The 15,660-nt window shown below is 53.8% G+C and carries 17 protein-coding genes; 11 read left to right on the forward strand and 6 right to left on the reverse strand.

What is annotated here, in order from left to right; genetic code table 11:
* Window positions 1-9 precede the first annotated feature (9 nt).
* The 3 genes from ACVWZ0_RS10220 to ACVWZ0_RS10230 all read left to right on the forward strand — a co-directional run bounded on the left by ACVWZ0_RS10220 (window position 10) and on the right by ACVWZ0_RS10230 (window position 2,922).
* Window positions 10-1,017, forward strand: a complete 1,008-nt coding sequence (locus ACVWZ0_RS10220; RefSeq protein ID WP_253454388.1) for an NAD(P)-dependent oxidoreductase — start codon at window positions 10-12, stop codon at window positions 1,015-1,017.
* A gap of 229 nt (window positions 1,018-1,246) precedes the next feature.
* Window positions 1,247-1,999 carry an NAD-dependent epimerase/dehydratase family protein gene (locus ACVWZ0_RS10225; RefSeq protein WP_253454387.1) on the forward strand — a complete coding sequence of 251 codons (753 nt, stop codon included), beginning with the start codon at window positions 1,247-1,249 and terminating at the stop codon, window positions 1,997-1,999.
* Between the two features lie 224 nt (window positions 2,000-2,223).
* Window positions 2,224-2,922: an aspartate/glutamate racemase family protein gene (locus ACVWZ0_RS10230; RefSeq protein ID WP_253454386.1), complete on the forward strand. Its 699-nt coding sequence runs from the start codon at window positions 2,224-2,226 to the stop codon at window positions 2,920-2,922.
* Window positions 2,923-3,027: 105 nt separating this feature from the next.
* Here ACVWZ0_RS10230 and ACVWZ0_RS10235 read toward each other — a convergent pair whose 3' ends face one another.
* Window positions 3,028-3,639, reverse strand: coding sequence for a TetR/AcrR family transcriptional regulator (locus tag ACVWZ0_RS10235; RefSeq protein WP_253454385.1), 612 nt, complete (start codon window positions 3,637-3,639; stop codon window positions 3,028-3,030).
* A gap of 150 nt (window positions 3,640-3,789) precedes the next feature.
* On the opposite strand from ACVWZ0_RS10235, the gene ACVWZ0_RS10240 reads away from it, so the two are divergent.
* Window positions 3,790-4,191: a RidA family protein gene (locus ACVWZ0_RS10240; RefSeq protein WP_253460997.1), complete on the forward strand. Its 402-nt coding sequence runs from the start codon at window positions 3,790-3,792 to the stop codon at window positions 4,189-4,191.
* 168 nt (window positions 4,192-4,359) lie between these two features.
* Here the strand turns inward: ACVWZ0_RS10240 and ACVWZ0_RS10245 are convergent, their stop codons facing one another.
* Complete coding sequence (locus ACVWZ0_RS10245; RefSeq protein WP_253454384.1) at window positions 4,360-5,262, reverse strand: LysR family transcriptional regulator; 903 nt, start codon at window positions 5,260-5,262, stop codon at window positions 4,360-4,362.
* A gap of 100 nt (window positions 5,263-5,362) precedes the next feature.
* Between ACVWZ0_RS10245 and ACVWZ0_RS10250 the strand changes: the two genes are divergently transcribed.
* Entirely contained in the window at window positions 5,363-6,193 is an 831-nt protein-coding gene (locus tag ACVWZ0_RS10250) for an SDR family oxidoreductase (RefSeq protein ID WP_253454383.1), read from the forward strand.
* 175 nt (window positions 6,194-6,368) lie between these two features.
* Here the strand turns inward: ACVWZ0_RS10250 and ACVWZ0_RS10255 are convergent, their stop codons facing one another.
* Both ACVWZ0_RS10255 and ACVWZ0_RS10260 read right to left on the reverse strand, forming a co-directional pair.
* The gene (locus ACVWZ0_RS10255) at window positions 6,369-6,560 is read right to left on the reverse strand and encodes an EthD domain-containing protein (RefSeq protein ID WP_456784011.1); all 192 of its coding nucleotides are present in this window, start codon (window positions 6,558-6,560) and stop codon (window positions 6,369-6,371) included.
* The gene (locus ACVWZ0_RS10260; RefSeq protein WP_456784013.1) at window positions 6,526-6,705 is read right to left on the reverse strand and encodes an EthD domain-containing protein; all 180 of its coding nucleotides are present in this window, start codon (window positions 6,703-6,705) and stop codon (window positions 6,526-6,528) included. Before ACVWZ0_RS10260 ends, ACVWZ0_RS10255 begins: the two co-directional genes overlap by 35 nt.
* Here ACVWZ0_RS10260 and ACVWZ0_RS10265 point away from each other — a divergent pair.
* A complete protein-coding gene (locus ACVWZ0_RS10265) occupies window positions 6,704-7,753 on the forward strand; it encodes an AraC family transcriptional regulator (RefSeq protein WP_253454381.1) in 1,050 nt (349 codons plus the stop codon). The two genes, ACVWZ0_RS10260 and ACVWZ0_RS10265, sit on opposite strands and share 2 nt — an antisense overlap.
* Before the next feature lie 394 nt (window positions 7,754-8,147).
* On the opposite strand, the gene ACVWZ0_RS10270 is transcribed toward ACVWZ0_RS10265, so the two are convergent.
* The gene (locus tag ACVWZ0_RS10270; RefSeq protein WP_253454380.1) at window positions 8,148-9,032 is read right to left on the reverse strand and encodes a LysR family transcriptional regulator; all 885 of its coding nucleotides are present in this window, start codon (window positions 9,030-9,032) and stop codon (window positions 8,148-8,150) included.
* Window positions 9,033-9,142: 110 nt separating this feature from the next.
* On the opposite strand from ACVWZ0_RS10270, the gene ACVWZ0_RS10275 reads away from it, so the two are divergent.
* A complete protein-coding gene (locus tag ACVWZ0_RS10275) occupies window positions 9,143-10,204 on the forward strand; it encodes a YncE family protein (RefSeq protein WP_253454379.1) in 1,062 nt (353 codons plus the stop codon).
* Between the two features lie 333 nt (window positions 10,205-10,537).
* Entirely contained in the window at window positions 10,538-10,894 is a 357-nt protein-coding gene (locus ACVWZ0_RS10280) for an ASCH domain-containing protein (protein ID WP_301289494.1), read from the forward strand.
* A gap of 117 nt (window positions 10,895-11,011) precedes the next feature.
* Here ACVWZ0_RS10280 and ACVWZ0_RS10285 read toward each other — a convergent pair whose 3' ends face one another.
* Entirely contained in the window at window positions 11,012-12,409 is a 1,398-nt protein-coding gene (locus ACVWZ0_RS10285; protein WP_253454378.1) for an amidase, read from the reverse strand.
* Between the two features lie 150 nt (window positions 12,410-12,559).
* Here ACVWZ0_RS10285 and ACVWZ0_RS10290 point away from each other — a divergent pair, with 150 nt between their 5' ends.
* The 3 genes from ACVWZ0_RS10290 to betB all read left to right on the forward strand — a co-directional run bounded on the left by ACVWZ0_RS10290 (window position 12,560) and on the right by betB (window position 15,627).
* Entirely contained in the window at window positions 12,560-13,153 is a 594-nt protein-coding gene (locus ACVWZ0_RS10290) for a TetR/AcrR family transcriptional regulator (protein ID WP_253454377.1), read from the forward strand.
* Between the two features lie 393 nt (window positions 13,154-13,546).
* Complete coding sequence (gene betI, locus ACVWZ0_RS10295) at window positions 13,547-14,143, forward strand: transcriptional regulator BetI (RefSeq protein WP_253454376.1); 597 nt, start codon at window positions 13,547-13,549, stop codon at window positions 14,141-14,143.
* A gap of 26 nt (window positions 14,144-14,169) precedes the next feature.
* A complete protein-coding gene (gene betB, locus ACVWZ0_RS10300; protein ID WP_253460990.1) occupies window positions 14,170-15,627 on the forward strand; it encodes a betaine-aldehyde dehydrogenase in 1,458 nt (485 codons plus the stop codon).
* Window positions 15,628-15,660: the final 33 nt, after the last annotated feature.

Below are 15,660 nucleotides of genomic sequence, written 5' to 3' on the forward strand. Positions count from 1 at the left end.
ACCTCGCTTATGTCATTTGCTCCTGTCTTACTGCTGGGCGGCTCCGGATCTATTGGTGGTCAGACTGCCCGGGCAATACGCGCTGCTTATCCCGATCTTCCCTTGCTGATAGGGGGGCGCGACCTTGCCAGGGCGCAGCACGCCGCCGCAAAAATGGGAGGCGCGGAAGGTATAGCGATTGACACCGCCCGTGCAGACCTTGGCCTCGGCGAGCGAAAAATCAGTGCGGTGGTCGTCCTCTATAAAGACCATACGCTTGCTGCACTCCGCTTTGCTCAGTCACGAGGCGTACCCCATTTGAGTATTTCTTCTGGCGTGTTCGAGATTGCTCCGGAAATCGCAAGCTTTATGCACGCTCCGGGCGCGTCGGCAGTGGTGCTCGGCTATGAGTGGCTGGTCGGTGCCACGACGGTGCCTGCGCTTCATCTGAGCAAAGCGTTTGGTCAGGTACATGAAATCCGCATTGGGGCGTTAGTCGATGAACAGGATGTTGGCGGGCCTGCGGTCGCCGCTGATTTCGACCATCTGCACCACCTGTTGCCCGCAGCGCTCACGCGGCGGGCCGGCGTCTATCTGTGGCGCGAGGGCGATGAGGCTAAGGGCACCTTCTCAGCGCTCGACGGCACCAAAATCCCCGCCACGGGCTTCTCGTCGATTGACGTGGTTGGGCTGGCAACTGCTACGGGTGCGCACAGCGTCCTGTTCGATCTCGGCATGGGTATCAGCTCAAGCCGGCGCAAAGGAGGAACATTCTCCACCGAAATCATTATTGAGATTTCAGGCCTGGATCAGGCCGGGCAGGCTCTTCGTACCCGCAATGCGGTCGTTCATCCGGGGGGAGCAGCACCGTTGACAGGCATGAGCATTGCCCTGCTTCTTGAACGACTGATCGGGCTGGATGGCAAACCACCGGTGGCGCCGGGTCTCTACTTTCCTTATCAGATTCTGGAAGCGTCGCACTATTTAACGCGGCTTGCGGAAGAGGGAGGGCAGCTTCTGGAACTACCGCTGTTATAACTGTCGGGTGGCGTACTAAAAGTGCGCCACTTTCCCCTTAATATCGGGCAGGCTCCGGGCGAAAAGGCCTGAGCCTTAAAAAGGATGCCGGGAAAGGCGCTCTGGCAGACCTGCATGATTATTTGCCACAGGCCCGGGCGACATACATTTTCAGGTAAGTATGCTATTGCTTTACTGCGTTTTGGTATCACCCGGATTACGGCTTAAATAAAATAAGGATCCCAAGGCTATGGCAGTAAAAAAAATTCTCCTGACGGGTGCCAGCGGTCGTATCGGACGAACCTGGTTTAAAGCGATGTGCAATACCTATGACTTTATCCTTACCGATCTGCATATGCCGGATTATGAGATTGGTTCTCCGCACCAATTTTTTCAGGCAGACCTTGCAAAGCAGGGTGCGGCAGAGAAGCTGCTGACCGCGGCGGAGCCTGATGCGGTAGTGCACCTGGCAGGGATCCCCGACGCCGGGGCCGCCTTCGAACAGCTGTTGCCGGCTAACATTCTGTCCACCACATGGCTGCTTGAAGCCGTGGCTGCCACATCCTGCTCGCGCTTTGTCTTTGCCAGCAGCGCCCAGACGATTGAAGGTTATCCGGTTGATGTGCAGATACATCCGGGGCTGGCCGTCGCGCCTGCCAATCTTTACGGCGTCACGAAATGCTATGGCGAGGCGCTATGTTCCTTTTATGCCACTCAGCGTGGCCTGTCCTGCGTGGCGCTCAGGATAGGCGCTTTTGAACCTAAAAACGCGGCTGCGCTTAAAACCGCCCGGGATTACAGCGCCTGGCTCAGTCCGGAGGATGCAGTAAGGCTGCTGACCAGCGCTACAGAAGCTGAAAATATTACCTTTTTTATCGGCTATGGCATTTCCGATAACCGGTTTAAGCGATTTGATCTGTCACGTACCAGGGAGGTGCTGGGTTACCAGCCAGCCGATGATGCCTTTCAGGAATTCAAGCCAGGGCCGGCTCTGTTTGAATAGGCTATGCTGCTCGAAAATACTTTCTTGTTGCGAGAAAAGCTGCGCCTGTAACAATATTAGTCACGCACCGTCCGCTTCTGGCTCAAATCAGCGTGCTAAACGGTGGGCTGGTGTTCCCAGGCCTGCTTTAGTTCCAAAGCAGATACCAACTGGCGTACGTCGCCGCTATCAGCGATAAGCTGGAGTAACCACCCTGAACAGGTAACAAAATTTAAGGAAACGCAATGCAAACGATTGGGATCCTGGGAGGGATGTCAGCAGCCTCAACACAAATTTATTATCGGAAAATGTGTGAGTTGGTTCGTCAGCGTCTGGGCGGTTTACACTCGCCTGAATTGCTTATCCGTTCGCTGGATTTTGCCAACATTGAACATTTGCAGGCCAGCGGAAAATGGGACGACGCCGCAACCCTTTTAAATAAGGAGGCGCTGGCGCTGGCGCGCGGCGGGGCCGACTTTATCGTACTGGCGACAAATACCATGCATAAACTGGCGGACCAAATGATGAGCGGCGTTTCCATTCCGCTGCTGCACATTGCTGATGCAACGGCGGCTCGGATCATTGCAGCGGGCCTTAAAGCGCCAGGCCTGATGGCAACCGCATTTACGATGGAACAAGCTTTTTATCTTGATCGGCTCAGGGCGGTAAAACTTCAGCCCGTTATACCGAATGATGCCGATCGGGCTGAGGTTCATCGCATCATTTATCAGGAGCTGTGCCAGGACGTTATAAACCCGGCCAGTCGCGCTGTTTATGAAAATATCGCACAGCGTTTAGCTGACAACGGCGCTGACTGTGTCATCCTTGGCTGTACCGAAGTCGGCATGTTGCTTAACAGGGATAACGTTTCCGTCCCTGTCTTCGATACCACGCTGATCCACTGCGAAGCTGCCGTTGATAAAGCGCTGGGTGCGAATGTCTGACGCGGGAAGTTTGCTTCAATATCACCTCTGGGCTGCAGGAGAAATTATCGCTTTGCTCCTGCGGCTATTTTTTTGCTTGCAAAAGCCTGAACCGGCGACAGCGTTCTAATCAGACTCCTCTTTACCCGAGCGGGTGAGTAAGCTGCTTGCCAGTAGTCTGAATACCTCAATAACTTTTGGCAGCGCCTGCTGCGGATCGTCGCTGGCTGCTATCCACAAGGCCGCATTGAGCGCGGCACCATTTAAAAGATGTGCGGCGGCATCGGCATCGACGGGTTTTATGACGCCGCTTGCGCTCATTTTTATAATGCTCTGGCGAGTGGATTCCAGGCAGCTATTTTGACCAGGCCACTGAGAAGGGTTACCAAGAAAGGCTGGACCATCAAGCAGCACGATGCGCCGTACTTCTGCATCCATCGCCATTTCGATATAGGCGATGCCCTCAGCTATTAACTTTTCCCAGTCATTGCCCGCCGTAGCCGCCGCAGCTTTAGCACGTTGCGCCATTTCACCATCTAACTGTTCGACAACCGCCGCAAGCAGCCCCTTTTTATCGCCAAAATTGGGGTAAAGCGCGCCACGCGTCAGGCCCACGCTGGCAGTAAGCTCATCCATTGATGCGCCTGCGAACCCTTTTTCAGCAAATGCTTTTCGTGCCGCCGCAATCAGTTTTATGCGGTTTTCTTTCATCAGTTCGGCGCGGCTCTTGGTGGCCATACGATATCCTTATGCCATACGCGGCGTATGTTATTTGACATACGCCGCGTATGTGTGATTAATAGTACATACGCAGCGTATATTAAATCATTCCTGTGCGCTGCGCATCCCGCATTCCAACCCGACCTAATCAAAGGAAATCGTATGGCCATCGCCCATCGTGAACCGGTTTTCCCTGCTAGTCGACATGCTCTTTATGAGGAACATGGTTATTCTGCCGCAATCCGTTCTGGTGATATGCTGTTTGTTTCCGGCCAGGTCGGCAGCCGCGCCGACGGTACGCCGGAGCCTGATTTCGCCGCGCAGGTGCAGCTTGCGTTTGATAATTTAGCAGCCACGCTTGCCGCAGCGGGGTGTACTTTTGACGATCTGATTGATGTCACAACTTATCATACCGATCCGGAAAATCAGTTTTCGACAATTATGCAGGTGAAGAAATCGATTTTTCCCCATCCCCCTTATCCAAACTGGACTGCCGTTGGCGTGACATGGCTTGCGGGATTCGACTTTGAAATTAAGGTCATTGCCCGCATTCCAGCTCATCAGATATGAAAAATCATATCTGAACAGGCAAAAAATATTTCCCTGAATTCACCGGCCAGAGGCATAAATTAAGGTGGTTCTACCGACTGTTAAATGAGTAATTCGATTACTCAACCCACCTTTCTTATTCTCTGGCCCGTGTCTGGCCTCTTTTCTGAATAAAATAAAGCGATTAGGCTATGCCCGGTCGCGCATAACGGCTTTTACCGTGTCGATAAACAGGCGTAATGCGACAGACATATGGCGATGTTGCGGAAAGTAGAGCGCGATGCCCTGTGACGCAATGGTCCAGTCGTCCAACAACGTCACCAGCCGCTGCGTGTCCAGCCACTGTCGGGCGTAGCGCTCCGGGACATAGGCCACACCCAGCCCGGCGACAGCCGCTTCCACCATTAAAGCGCTGCTGTCGAGGGTCAGGCTGCCCGGCACATCCAGCGCAAACTGCTGCTCATGCTGCTGATATTCCCAGTGATACCGTTTACCGCCCGGCAAGCGCTGGCGCAAACAGGTATGCTGCATCAGATCCTGCGGATGCATGATTTTGGGCCGCCCGGCTAAGTAACCGGGCGAGGCCACGGTAATAAAGCGCAGCGGCCCGCTCAGAGCAATGGCAACCATGTCTTTAGGCACATCTTCAATCAGCCGAATGCCCGCATCAAACCCTTGCGCCACGATGTCTATGAGTTGCCCCTGCGCCACTAAATCAATTTCAATCCCCGGCTTTTGCTGGATAAATGTCGGCAGCACCTTTTCCAGCAGAAGGCTAATCGCTGCATCGCTGGCACTGATGCGCAGCGTGCCATAAGGCTGCTGACCGCTGGCGGTAACGTCGTTCAGCAGGTCATCCATTTCCGCCAGTAACGGCGCCAGGCGCGCGATCAGTATTTCACCCGCTTCTGTCAGCGCAACGCTGCGCGTTGTGCGATGGAACAGCTGCACGCCAAGTGTTGCCTCCAGTCCTTTGACAGTATGGCTAAGCGTCGAGCGTTTAAGTCCCAGCACCTCAGCAGCGCGACGAAAACTGCGCTGCCCGGCAATGGTTTTCACCGCCTGCAATTCATTCCAGGAAGGTCGTTTCATTGTTGAATATTTCCCACCACCTCATGCTGATTTGCGGAGATTATGCCACCAATTATTCGGTTTATGCTGTCCTTCGGTTCACTGAATGGAGAAGACCCTAATGAAAACCTGGCTAATAACCGGTGCATCCAGCGGCCTGGGCCGCCTGATGTGTGAAACGCTGCTGGCCCGAGGCGACAGAGTATTTGCCAGCGTCCGCGATCGAGCAGTATTAGACGGTCTGTCAGCAATATACGGCGATCGTTTGCAGGTAACGGTGCTTGATCTCAGTATGGCAGCGACGATAAAACCCACCGTTGAGGCGGCGTTCGCTCAGGCGGGAAGAATTGATATTGTGGTCAGCAACGCGGCTTACGGCCTGTTTGGCGCAGCGGAAGAGCTAAGCGATAGGCAAATTGAGCGTCAGATTGCCACCAATCTTACCGGGTCGATTCAGCTTATCCGCGCGGCAATTCCCTTTTTGCGGCAGCAGGGTGGCGGGCGCATTATGCAGGTGTCGTCGGAAGGCGGCCAGGTCGCCTATCCTGATTTCAGTTTGTATCATGCCACTAAATGGGGAATTGAAGGTTTTGTCGAAGCGGTGCGGCAGGAAGTAGCGGCGTTTGGCATTGACTTTTTGCTGGTCGAGCCGGGGCCGACGGCGACGCGGTTTGGTGCGGGGCTGGATATTGCTGATGCCTTACCGGCCTACCGTGATACGGCAGCGGGGAAACTGCGGGCGGCACTGATGTCCGGAGAGTTTGTGATTAAAGGTGATGCTGAAAAATGCGTGACGGCTATGATCGCGGCGGCAGATGCTGCCAGCCCTCCATTACGTCTGCCGCTGGGCAGCACAGCCTACGACAATATTGAAGCCGCGTTAAAAATGCGTCTGCACGCGCTGCAAGCAATGAAAGCCGTGGCATATGGCGCAGATCGCCAGGAAGGGTAGGCAGCCAGGCCCGATGAGGTGGAAGGCCAAACAGCTATGAGGCGTTCCACTTCGGTTCTAACCTAAAGCACCGATAGCTGCTTTTGGCACGAGGCGGACATGATTTATCCCTGATAAGGGCGGGGAGATCGCCGTTCCAGACCACGCTTTTCGTCCTGCGTCCCCGGCGGGGTCGTTATTCAACGACGATGAGTTCTTCGGTCACGAGCCGGACTACGGAGCTCAGGTCGATAAAGTTTACGTGGTCCGGATCCACCCTGGTTGCAAAGTTGTCTGACAGAAAGAGTTTATCCATCTCTTCAGCGTTGTCGAACCATGCCTCCACCATGGCGTCAAACCGGGGTAGCTCTGAAGACGCATAATCCATGGGGTAATGAAATAACAAAGCGGCGGATCTTCTTTGCTTCAGGAATGGCAAAAAGCAGTGGAGCATGAACGTCGCGACGATAATTCCTGAATTCCTCTATGCTCATACCTTGCCGACGCTTGAAAGCGATAACGACTTTGATCATGAAAATATCCTTTGACGGGGAGCAGCCGGTGCGTCTGCTTCGAAATAAGGATAACCATGGAAGTCGAAACAAACTATGTTTGAATATCCCTATTACTTTCGAGATTGTCCCCATGATTGCTGATCCTTTATCCGATATCATCTCGCTATTGACGCCGAAAACCTACATCGCGGGTGGATTTGACTTCGGGGGGGAATGGGCGCTTCAGTTCGGGAAGCATTCTGGCCTCAAGTATTTTGCGCTGGTATCGGGTAGCGCCTGGCTGGCCGTCGATGATGGGCAGGATCCGATAAAGCTTAAGGCGGGTGATTGCGTCCTGCTGCCCAACGGACGTCGGTTCCTGATTGCCCAAGACCTCGCCTTCGAGCCGATCGGCATTGCTACCATACCTGAAGAAGACTGGAACGGCGGGATCGCAACGGTGAACGGCGGGGGAGAAACGACAATGCTCGGCGGCCATTTCGGCTTCGCTGGTGACCATGTCGATATGCTTCTCGGCTCAATGCCAGCCATCATTCGGCTCCGCGATGAAGACGACAAGACAGGTCTGCGATGGGCCCTCGATCGTATGCGCCAGGAACTGTTCGGAGCACAGCCGGGCGCCAGGCTTATCGTGCAGCATCTCGCGCATCTGATGCTGGTCCAGGCGCTGCGGCTTTATCTGGATCACGGCTTGGGAAAATACGTCGGCTGGCTGTTTGCACTTGGTGATAAGCGGATCGCGGCTGCCATTGGCGCAATTCATGCCAGCCCGGGCAGACGATGGACCTTGCCGGCACTTGCGCAGGAGGCCGGGATGTCTCGATCCAAATTCGCTCTCAGGTTTAAAAGTCTATCCGGCGCGTCGCCAATCGAATATCTGACACGATGGCGGATGATGATTGCATGCCACCGGCTCACCAGTGGCACTGAATCTGTCTCTGCAATCGCGCACTCACTAGGTTATGAATCAGAAGCTGCGTTCAGTACGGCGTTTCGACGACTCAATGGATGTTCGCCACGACGGTACTCGTTGAAAAATCCGTTACTAACCGAAACTGATAAGTAGTATTTTTCCGGCTGATGAAGTGACCTGCCTTCATTAACTGGCATAAGCCAACGTCCGCTTATGGCACGAAGCGGACTTTATCCGCTATAAGCGTAAGCTTTGAAGAGGATTTGATAACGCGGCCAGGAAGCATATGCTGAAGCAGCACATATTTTATTGTTTGCTGGATAATGGGACCGACCAGACCTGCATGACAGCTGTATATCTGCTATGTACGCCTTGCTCCCGCTCGTCGGTTTAGAGTGCAAGGGCAAGTGCCCCAGTTGCAAGGGCCGTGAAAGTGAAAGTTAATGATAGCATTTCGCATTATTTTTATTTCCCCTTAAGAAGGTAGATTTGGATATGATAATTTAAGGGCGTGTGAATCTGAACGAAGATCATTAGATTGGTGTCGTCAGGAAAAATGATTAACCATAAAGTCAACGAATACACGTACTTTGAGTGATAAATGACGATTTTGCGGATACATAACCACTACCGGTTTTTCTGGCGTTATAAAATCCTTAAGCACCCTTTGCAGTTTTCCGTCTTTTACCGCATTTTCAATCATATAATCCTGGCAGTAAATTATCCCTGAATGGTTAATTGCGGCATCTACCATTGCTTCGCCATCATCCAGCGATAATGTTCCTGCAGGGGTATGTACAATTTTTTTATCATTACTAAAAAAGACCCATTCGGTAATTCTTTTTGTCTGAGGAGAAATAAAAGATACACAGTTATGATCGCGTAAATCTTCAGGCTTTTCAGGGCGAGGCTGTCGCTGAAAATAATGAGGGGAGGCGGCTACCACGAAACGGGTTACCCCCAGAGATCGGGCAATCATTCGCGTGTCAGGCAAATCCCCAATACGTACAACGGCGTCGAAGCCTTCTTCCACCATATCGACAAAACGGTCGGTTACGCTAGCATCTACCTCAATCAGCGGGTAATGCCGCATAAAAGCAGAAATCGCTGGTATCATATGCGAACGTCCAAAAGCTGCAGGAATGCTGACGTACAGACGGCCTTTGGGGACATCCTGCGCATGAGACATCGCGAGCTTAGCGTCATTCAGATCAATCAGTATTTGCTTACATCGTTGGTATAGCACAACCCCATCAGCAGTCAGACTTAGACTGCGTGTTGAGCGGTTAAAGAGCCTGACGTGCAATTCATTTTCCAGGCGTGAAACCGCTTTACTTACCCCTGAAGCACTAATACCCAGCGCTGTCGCCGCAGCGGTAAAGTTGCCACCTTCCGCTGCAGATACAAAAGCAGCTATCGCACCTAGATCCATAATGCTGTCTCACTGGAATTTCAGTCATCAATGTAATGATTTTAGGCCCCTATATCAACTTCAGTTAGCTATCTAGAATGTTCTCTCTGACCATTAACTGAAAAAAAATCATGACATTTCTGAAAATAAGTAAGTTCGTTAGCATTACACTTGCCTTTTGTATGGCTATCAATACAGAAACATTGCATGCTCAGGAATTTATCGGCTATATCGAAAATACAGTCAATCCCGAAGATATGGTTGTCATTCCAGCGACTACATGGGTGGTTGCATCAACAGACAAAACGCCGGGAAAATCTAAGCCTGGCTATTTCTATCTCATTAATACAGTAACTGGCGTCGCTCAGCTGGCAAACGCTAAGGTCGCACCTCTCTCCTCGACTGGCGATCCTGCCTGCAAACCTCTCAATCTGAGCGACCTGGCGATGAGTGGACTTGCCATACGAAATACAAATGATGGTGCTCTACAGCTTATGGCAGTCAATCGGGGGAAACGAATGTCGATTGAATTCTTTAATGTTGATCTTTCAACATCTGAACCTGCTTTGACGTGGAGTGGATGTGTGGTCATGCCTGATAAAGCTTTTCCCAATTCTGTTATTCCGCTCGGTGACGATGGTATGGCGGTGACGATCTCTTTTGAAACAGACAATAAAAAATTTATGCAACAACTGGAGAATAAGGTCAATACAGGTTATCTGTTGGAATGGAATAAGCAAAATGGTTTCAGGAGGGTTGCTAATAGTGAACTCTCGCTGAACAACGGCCTTGAGATAAGTCCTGATGGCAAGTTTTATTACATTGCCGGCTGGGGAAACGAGAGTATATTGCGGTTACCTACCTCTTCAGGGAAGAGTAAGCCCCAACAGGTAAATATAGGTATGAAGCCTGATAATCTAAGCTGGTCCAGTAAGGGGAAACTGATAGTTGCAGGTCAACTTCAGTCAGCTGGCAGCATTTTTAATTGTGTTGCTTCTGAAAAAGATATTTGTCCAGTACCTTTTAAAATCATTGAAGTTGACCCTGATACCCTGGCGACTCTTGGGGTTCTGGTTGATGATGCAAAGATGGAAAATTACGCTGCTGCAACAACCGGGCTTGAAGTCGGCAATGAGTTATGGGTGAGTGCATTTCGCAATACTAAAATTGCCCGTTATCGATTAGGCAAATAAGCACTCTTTAATGCCAGGCCGTCCGGCTAAACCAGCCTGTCATTTTCTCGGTTAATGTATTTTTGTATGGCGAAGTCACCATAGATCTACTGAGCTTTATTTGCTCAAAACTCAACTCAACGTCCGCTGTTGGCATAAAGCGGACATATACAGGCTAAAGTCTACTGTGAGCGAACAGCGGACCACAATACCAGAGGGAAAGCCTCACTGTTAATGTCCGGACAATTCATGCTAAAACCCTGTATGACGTTTTTCATCGACGATTAAAAAGGGCTGTAAATAGCTACAGTTGAGGTATTAAAAGCGAAGTATCCAGGCGCAGATGCCTGGCAAATGGGCGACAGTCCGGAACTGGCCAGCCAGCTTGCTGACCTGATTAAAAAAGGGATCAAAACGGCCTCCTGCGGATCTCTTGCCTCTTACCAGCAGGAAGAGCCTGCCCCGAAGATTGGGAGCTATAACATCATCCTTGATGGTCAGAACGTCCCGGTCTGCGTGACCAGACTGGTTTCAATGCGGCTGGTGCGTTTTTGTGATGTTACGGAGGCGTTTGCCCGCAAAGAAGGTGAAGGCGATTTAAGCCTTGAATACTGGCAGAAAGAGCATCAGCGGTTTTTCACCCGCGAAGGGCATTTTTCTGACGATATGGAGCTGATAGCAGAAGAATTTGAGGTGATTGAAGTGCTGTAAGATAAACGTTCTGGCGTTAAATTCCTTGCCCTTCGCATAGGCCCGCCTCTGTCAAAAGCGGGCCTGCCTCCTTAATTGTTTATTCATATTGCACAAGCAGAAAGCGGTCAGTGCAGATTAATGACCGGCCCAGACGGCGGGTTTGCGATCGCCCCAGGGACAGGCCCGCTCCAGCTGGCCCGCCAGCTGCAACAATACCGGCTCCTGATTAAATCCTGCTAAAAACTGCATACCGATCGGCAGATGGTTCGCCGGGCTGAACCCCAGCGGCACCGACATGGCCGGGGTGCCGCAAACGTTAGCCAGGGCGGTAAAAGGAGACTGGTCAAAAACTTGATGCATCCAGCCGCGCCCGTCCAGATTGCCCTGATGAAGATTGTAGCGGCCCAGTTCTACGGGCAAAGCGGGCAGGGCAGGCGTCAGCAACATATCGTACTGCTGATAAAACAGACCCATTTTTTGGGTCACGGCGTTGCGCATATGCATTGCGCCAATCATATCCACTGCGGTCAGCTCGTGGCCAAGCCGCCACAGCGCCAGGTTTGCAGGCTCAAGCGTGTCGGCGTTAATCGGCCTGTTCATCATGGCGGCCAGCGCGTCGATCCAGGCCGCGGTATTCGATGCCCAGAACCGCGTATTCATTTCTACAAAAGCGTCCCAGCTGCCGATATCGGGCGCGGCTTCCTCTACCTGATGTCCCAGCGCAATAAGCTGTCCAATAGTCTGTTCCAGCGCGGCAACCACTTCCGGTTCGCTGCGCTGGCCATTTAAAGGATGCGTCATCACGCCGATTTTGAGCTTGCCCGGCTCCTGCGCGGCGCACTCCCTCAGCGTCTGATGCGCAGCGGCAATGATAAAAGGATCGCCGGGCGTATTGCCCTGCACGGCATCCAGCAGAGCCGCGCTGTCGCGCACCGTACGGCTGACGAAGCCATGCACGGCAAGGCCCGACCAGACTTCATCCACTTCCGGGCCCATACTGATGCGGCCACGGCTGGGCTTCAGGCCGAACAGCCCGTTGACTGCAGCCGGTACGCGGATCGAGCCGCCGCCGTCGGTGGCATGGGCGGCGGGCACCATTCCTGACGCCACCGCCGCCGCAGAGCCGCCGCTCGATCCCCCGGCGCTGTAGCGCTTATTCCAGGGATTGCGGGTGCCGCCGTTAAAGCTGGGTTCCGTGGTGGTGCTGGTGGCCAGCTCCGGCGTGGTGGTTCGGCCCAGCATTACCAGCCCGGCCTGGCGCATTTTTTGCGTAAGGACAGAATCCTGCGCGGAGACGTATCCCGCCGCCAGCCGACTCCCCAGCTCATTACGGCGGCCGCTAACGGACACGCCGAGATCCTTCACCAGCATCGGCACGCCGTATAACGGGCCTTGCAGATTGCTGTGTTCATCCTGCCAGAGTTCAATCACGGCGCTGACCTCGCCGTTCACTTTTTCTATGGCTTTATTCGCCGCCTCTTTGACTTCTTCAGGCCTGACTTCGCCCTGGGTAATCAGCGCTGCGAGGCCCACAGCGTCGCAAGATGTATAGTCTGAAAGATTCATAAAAATCCGATTCGTGGCTGAGAAGACGACAACACCCTGAAGGTGTATACTGGTTAGTATCTTATGATACCGATTGGTATCGTATAATACTATCCAGTATCGTTGCAACGAGGAATTATGCCCAGACTCTCACAGCCACGCCTTCCCCCGCGCGATCGCCTGCTCCAGGCGGCGGAAACGCTTTTTTATCAGGACGGCATCACTCGCGTGACCGTGGACGCTATTGCCGAAAAAGCGCAGTCCACCAAGATGACGCTTTATCGACATTTTGCTTCCAAAGAAGCGCTGGTGCTGGAATGGATACAGTTACTGGTTGAGGATTACAGTCAGGTATTCGATCGGCTTGCCGAACGGTTTCCGGACGACTCCGCCGCCCAGATTATGGGGTTCGGGCGGTTCCTGGCAGATAATCTTACCGGCACGCTGCAGCGGGGCTGCCCGTTTACCAATACCCTGGCGGAAACCACCGGGCAATTCGCGGAGGTCAGAGCGCTTATTTTTGCCCACAAACAGCGACAGTTTCAGCGGCTGGCGGCCTTGTGTCGCCAGGCAGGCGCGGGCGAGCCAGAGGCGCTGGCAAAAGAGATTACGCTGCTGCTGGAAGGTTTGCAGGTGGTCGCCCAGAACGGCGGATTTGAGGATCCGGCGGGCTTTGTGCTTGAACAATTAGCTATAAAGCTGGATGGCCTGACGGCCAAAAATCCGCGCTGACAGCTCGTCCCCGGTAAAGCCGGGGCTCGGGCGACCAGCTCCGTTGGCATGTTTACCGACGCTGGTTCGCCAGCACAGGCCGCCCGACTGCGTTTGGCAGGCGTTAAGCCGGTACACCAGCCTGCCAGACCGCGCTTAAATCCTGGCCAGACCGTTGCATAAGGTCATCAGAAAGGCTTCTTTACAACGCATTTGCGCCCGTTGTTGCTCGCTTATTTATTAACACGTCATCCGCAAATAAATAGCATAAATACAGAAGGTTAACCTGATTCCACGCGTTGCTGTTTCGTTAACTTTCTTCACACCCCCACGCCTGTCATTTTTTTCTTGATTGAACGTTCAATATAAAAAGTCTATAATCTCTCTTATTCAATAGCTGAAACCGATTAAGCGATGCCAAAAGTTGGAATGAAAGCCATCCGCCAGGCGCAGTTAATTCATGCGACGCTGACGGTGATAGACCGGGTCGGCCTGGCCGACGCCAGCCTGGCGCTGATAGCCAGAGAGGCGGGCGTCTCCACGGGGATCGTCAGCCACTACTTCGGCGATAAAAACGGCCTGCTGGATGCCTGTATGCGTCAGATCTTGCTGGATCTCTACAGGGCGGTCGAGCATCACCGCAGCGTCGCGGCCGACGATCCGCAGGCGCAGATCCGCGCGATTATCGATGGCAACTTCGACGATTCGCAGATTGCCGGGCCGGTGCTGAAAACCTGGCTGGCGTTCTGGAGCAGCAGCCTGCATCAGCCTGATTTGCAGCGTTTGCAGCGAATCAACGACCGGCGACTGCATTCCAACCTGACGGCGCAGTTCGCCAGAGCGCTGCCGATAGATGCGGCGCGGGCGGCGGGCGCCAGCATGGCGGCGCTGATCGACGGCCTGTGGCTGCGCATGACGCTGGCGCCCCAGCCGATGGCGCAGGGCCTGCTCGATGCGCGTCAGCTTTGCTATCAAAATCTTGCGCTGTGGCTTTCCGGCCCGGCAACCTAACCCTTAAAGGAGGAGACATGGCCGATATGCAACGCCGTGGACTTTACATCAATGGCCGCGAAGAAGCGGGTCAAGGCGAAACATTCACCACCATCAACCCCGCTAATGGCGAAGTGCTGGCGGAAATCACCTCGGCCAGCCAGCAGGATATCGATCGCGCGGTCGCCTCCGCCGAAGCCGGTCAGCGTATCTGGCGTAGCTATACGCCGGTTGAACGTAGCCGCGTACTGTTAAAAGCCGTGGCGCTCTTGCGCGAGCGCAACGATGAGCTGGCCGCGCTGGAAACCGCCGACACCGGTAAACCGCTGAGCGAAACGGAAGCGGTGGACATCGTAACCGGCGCGGACGTGCTGGAATACTACGCGGGCCTGGCCGTAGCGGTCGAAGGCGAATCCATCCCGCTGCGCGACAGCGCGCTGGTCTACACACGCCGCGAGCCGCTGGGCGTTTGCGCCGGTATTGGCGCCTGGAACTATCCGATCCAGATTGCCATGTGGAAAAGCGCGCCCGCGCTGGCTACCGGCAACGCCATGATTTTCAAACCCAGCGAAGTCACGCCGCTTACCGCGCTGGAACTGGCAAAAATCTTCACCGAGGCTGGTCTGCCGGACGGCGTCTTTAACGTGGTGCAGGGCGCCGGAAGCGTCGGCCAGGGCCTGAGCCAGCATCCGAAAATTGCCAAAGTCTCCTTTACCGGTGAAGTCAACACCGGCAAACGCGTAATGGCGGATGCGGCGCTGGCTAACCTCAAGTCGGTCACGATGGAGCTGGGCGGTAAATCGCCGCTGATTATCTTTGAAGACGCCGAGCTGGAACGTGCCGTAGACGGCGCCATGATGGCCAACTTCTACAGCACCGGCCAGGTCTGCACCAACGGCACGCGCGTGTTTATTCATCGCTCTTTAAAGGCGGAGTTTGAAAAGCGTCTGCTGGAAAAAATGCGCGGCATCAAGTGCGGCGATCCGACTAAGCCGGAAACCAACTTCGGCCCGCTGGTCAGCGAAGAGCACTGCCAGAAAGTGGTTAGCTATATGGAAATCGGCAAGCAGGAAGGCGCGCGGGTGCTGGCAGGCGGTTCCCGTATCACCGAAGGCGACATGGCGAAAGGCTGTTACGTGGAGCCTACCGTCTTCACCGACTGCACCGACGAAATGCGTATCGTGCAGGAAGAGATCTTCGGGCCGGTTATGAGCGTGCTGGTTTTTGATGACGAGCAGGAAGTTATCGATCGCGCCAACAACACCGAATACGGCCTGGCCGCGGGCGTGTTCACCACCTCGTTGAATCGCGCGCACCGCGTTATTCATCAGCTGGAAGCGGGCATCTGCTGGGTGAACAGCTGGGGCGAATCGCCTGCGCCAATGCCGGTCGGCGGCTATAAGCAGTCCGGCGTGGGGCGTGAGAACGGTCTGGAAACGCTGCATCACTATACCCGCACCAAATCCGTACTGATTGAAATGGGCGACTATCCGTCCGCGTTTTGATGGCGGTTTTGCGCTTATAACACTTTTTTGCTG

This window comes from Erwinia sp. TECH1 (assembly GCF_054057575.1).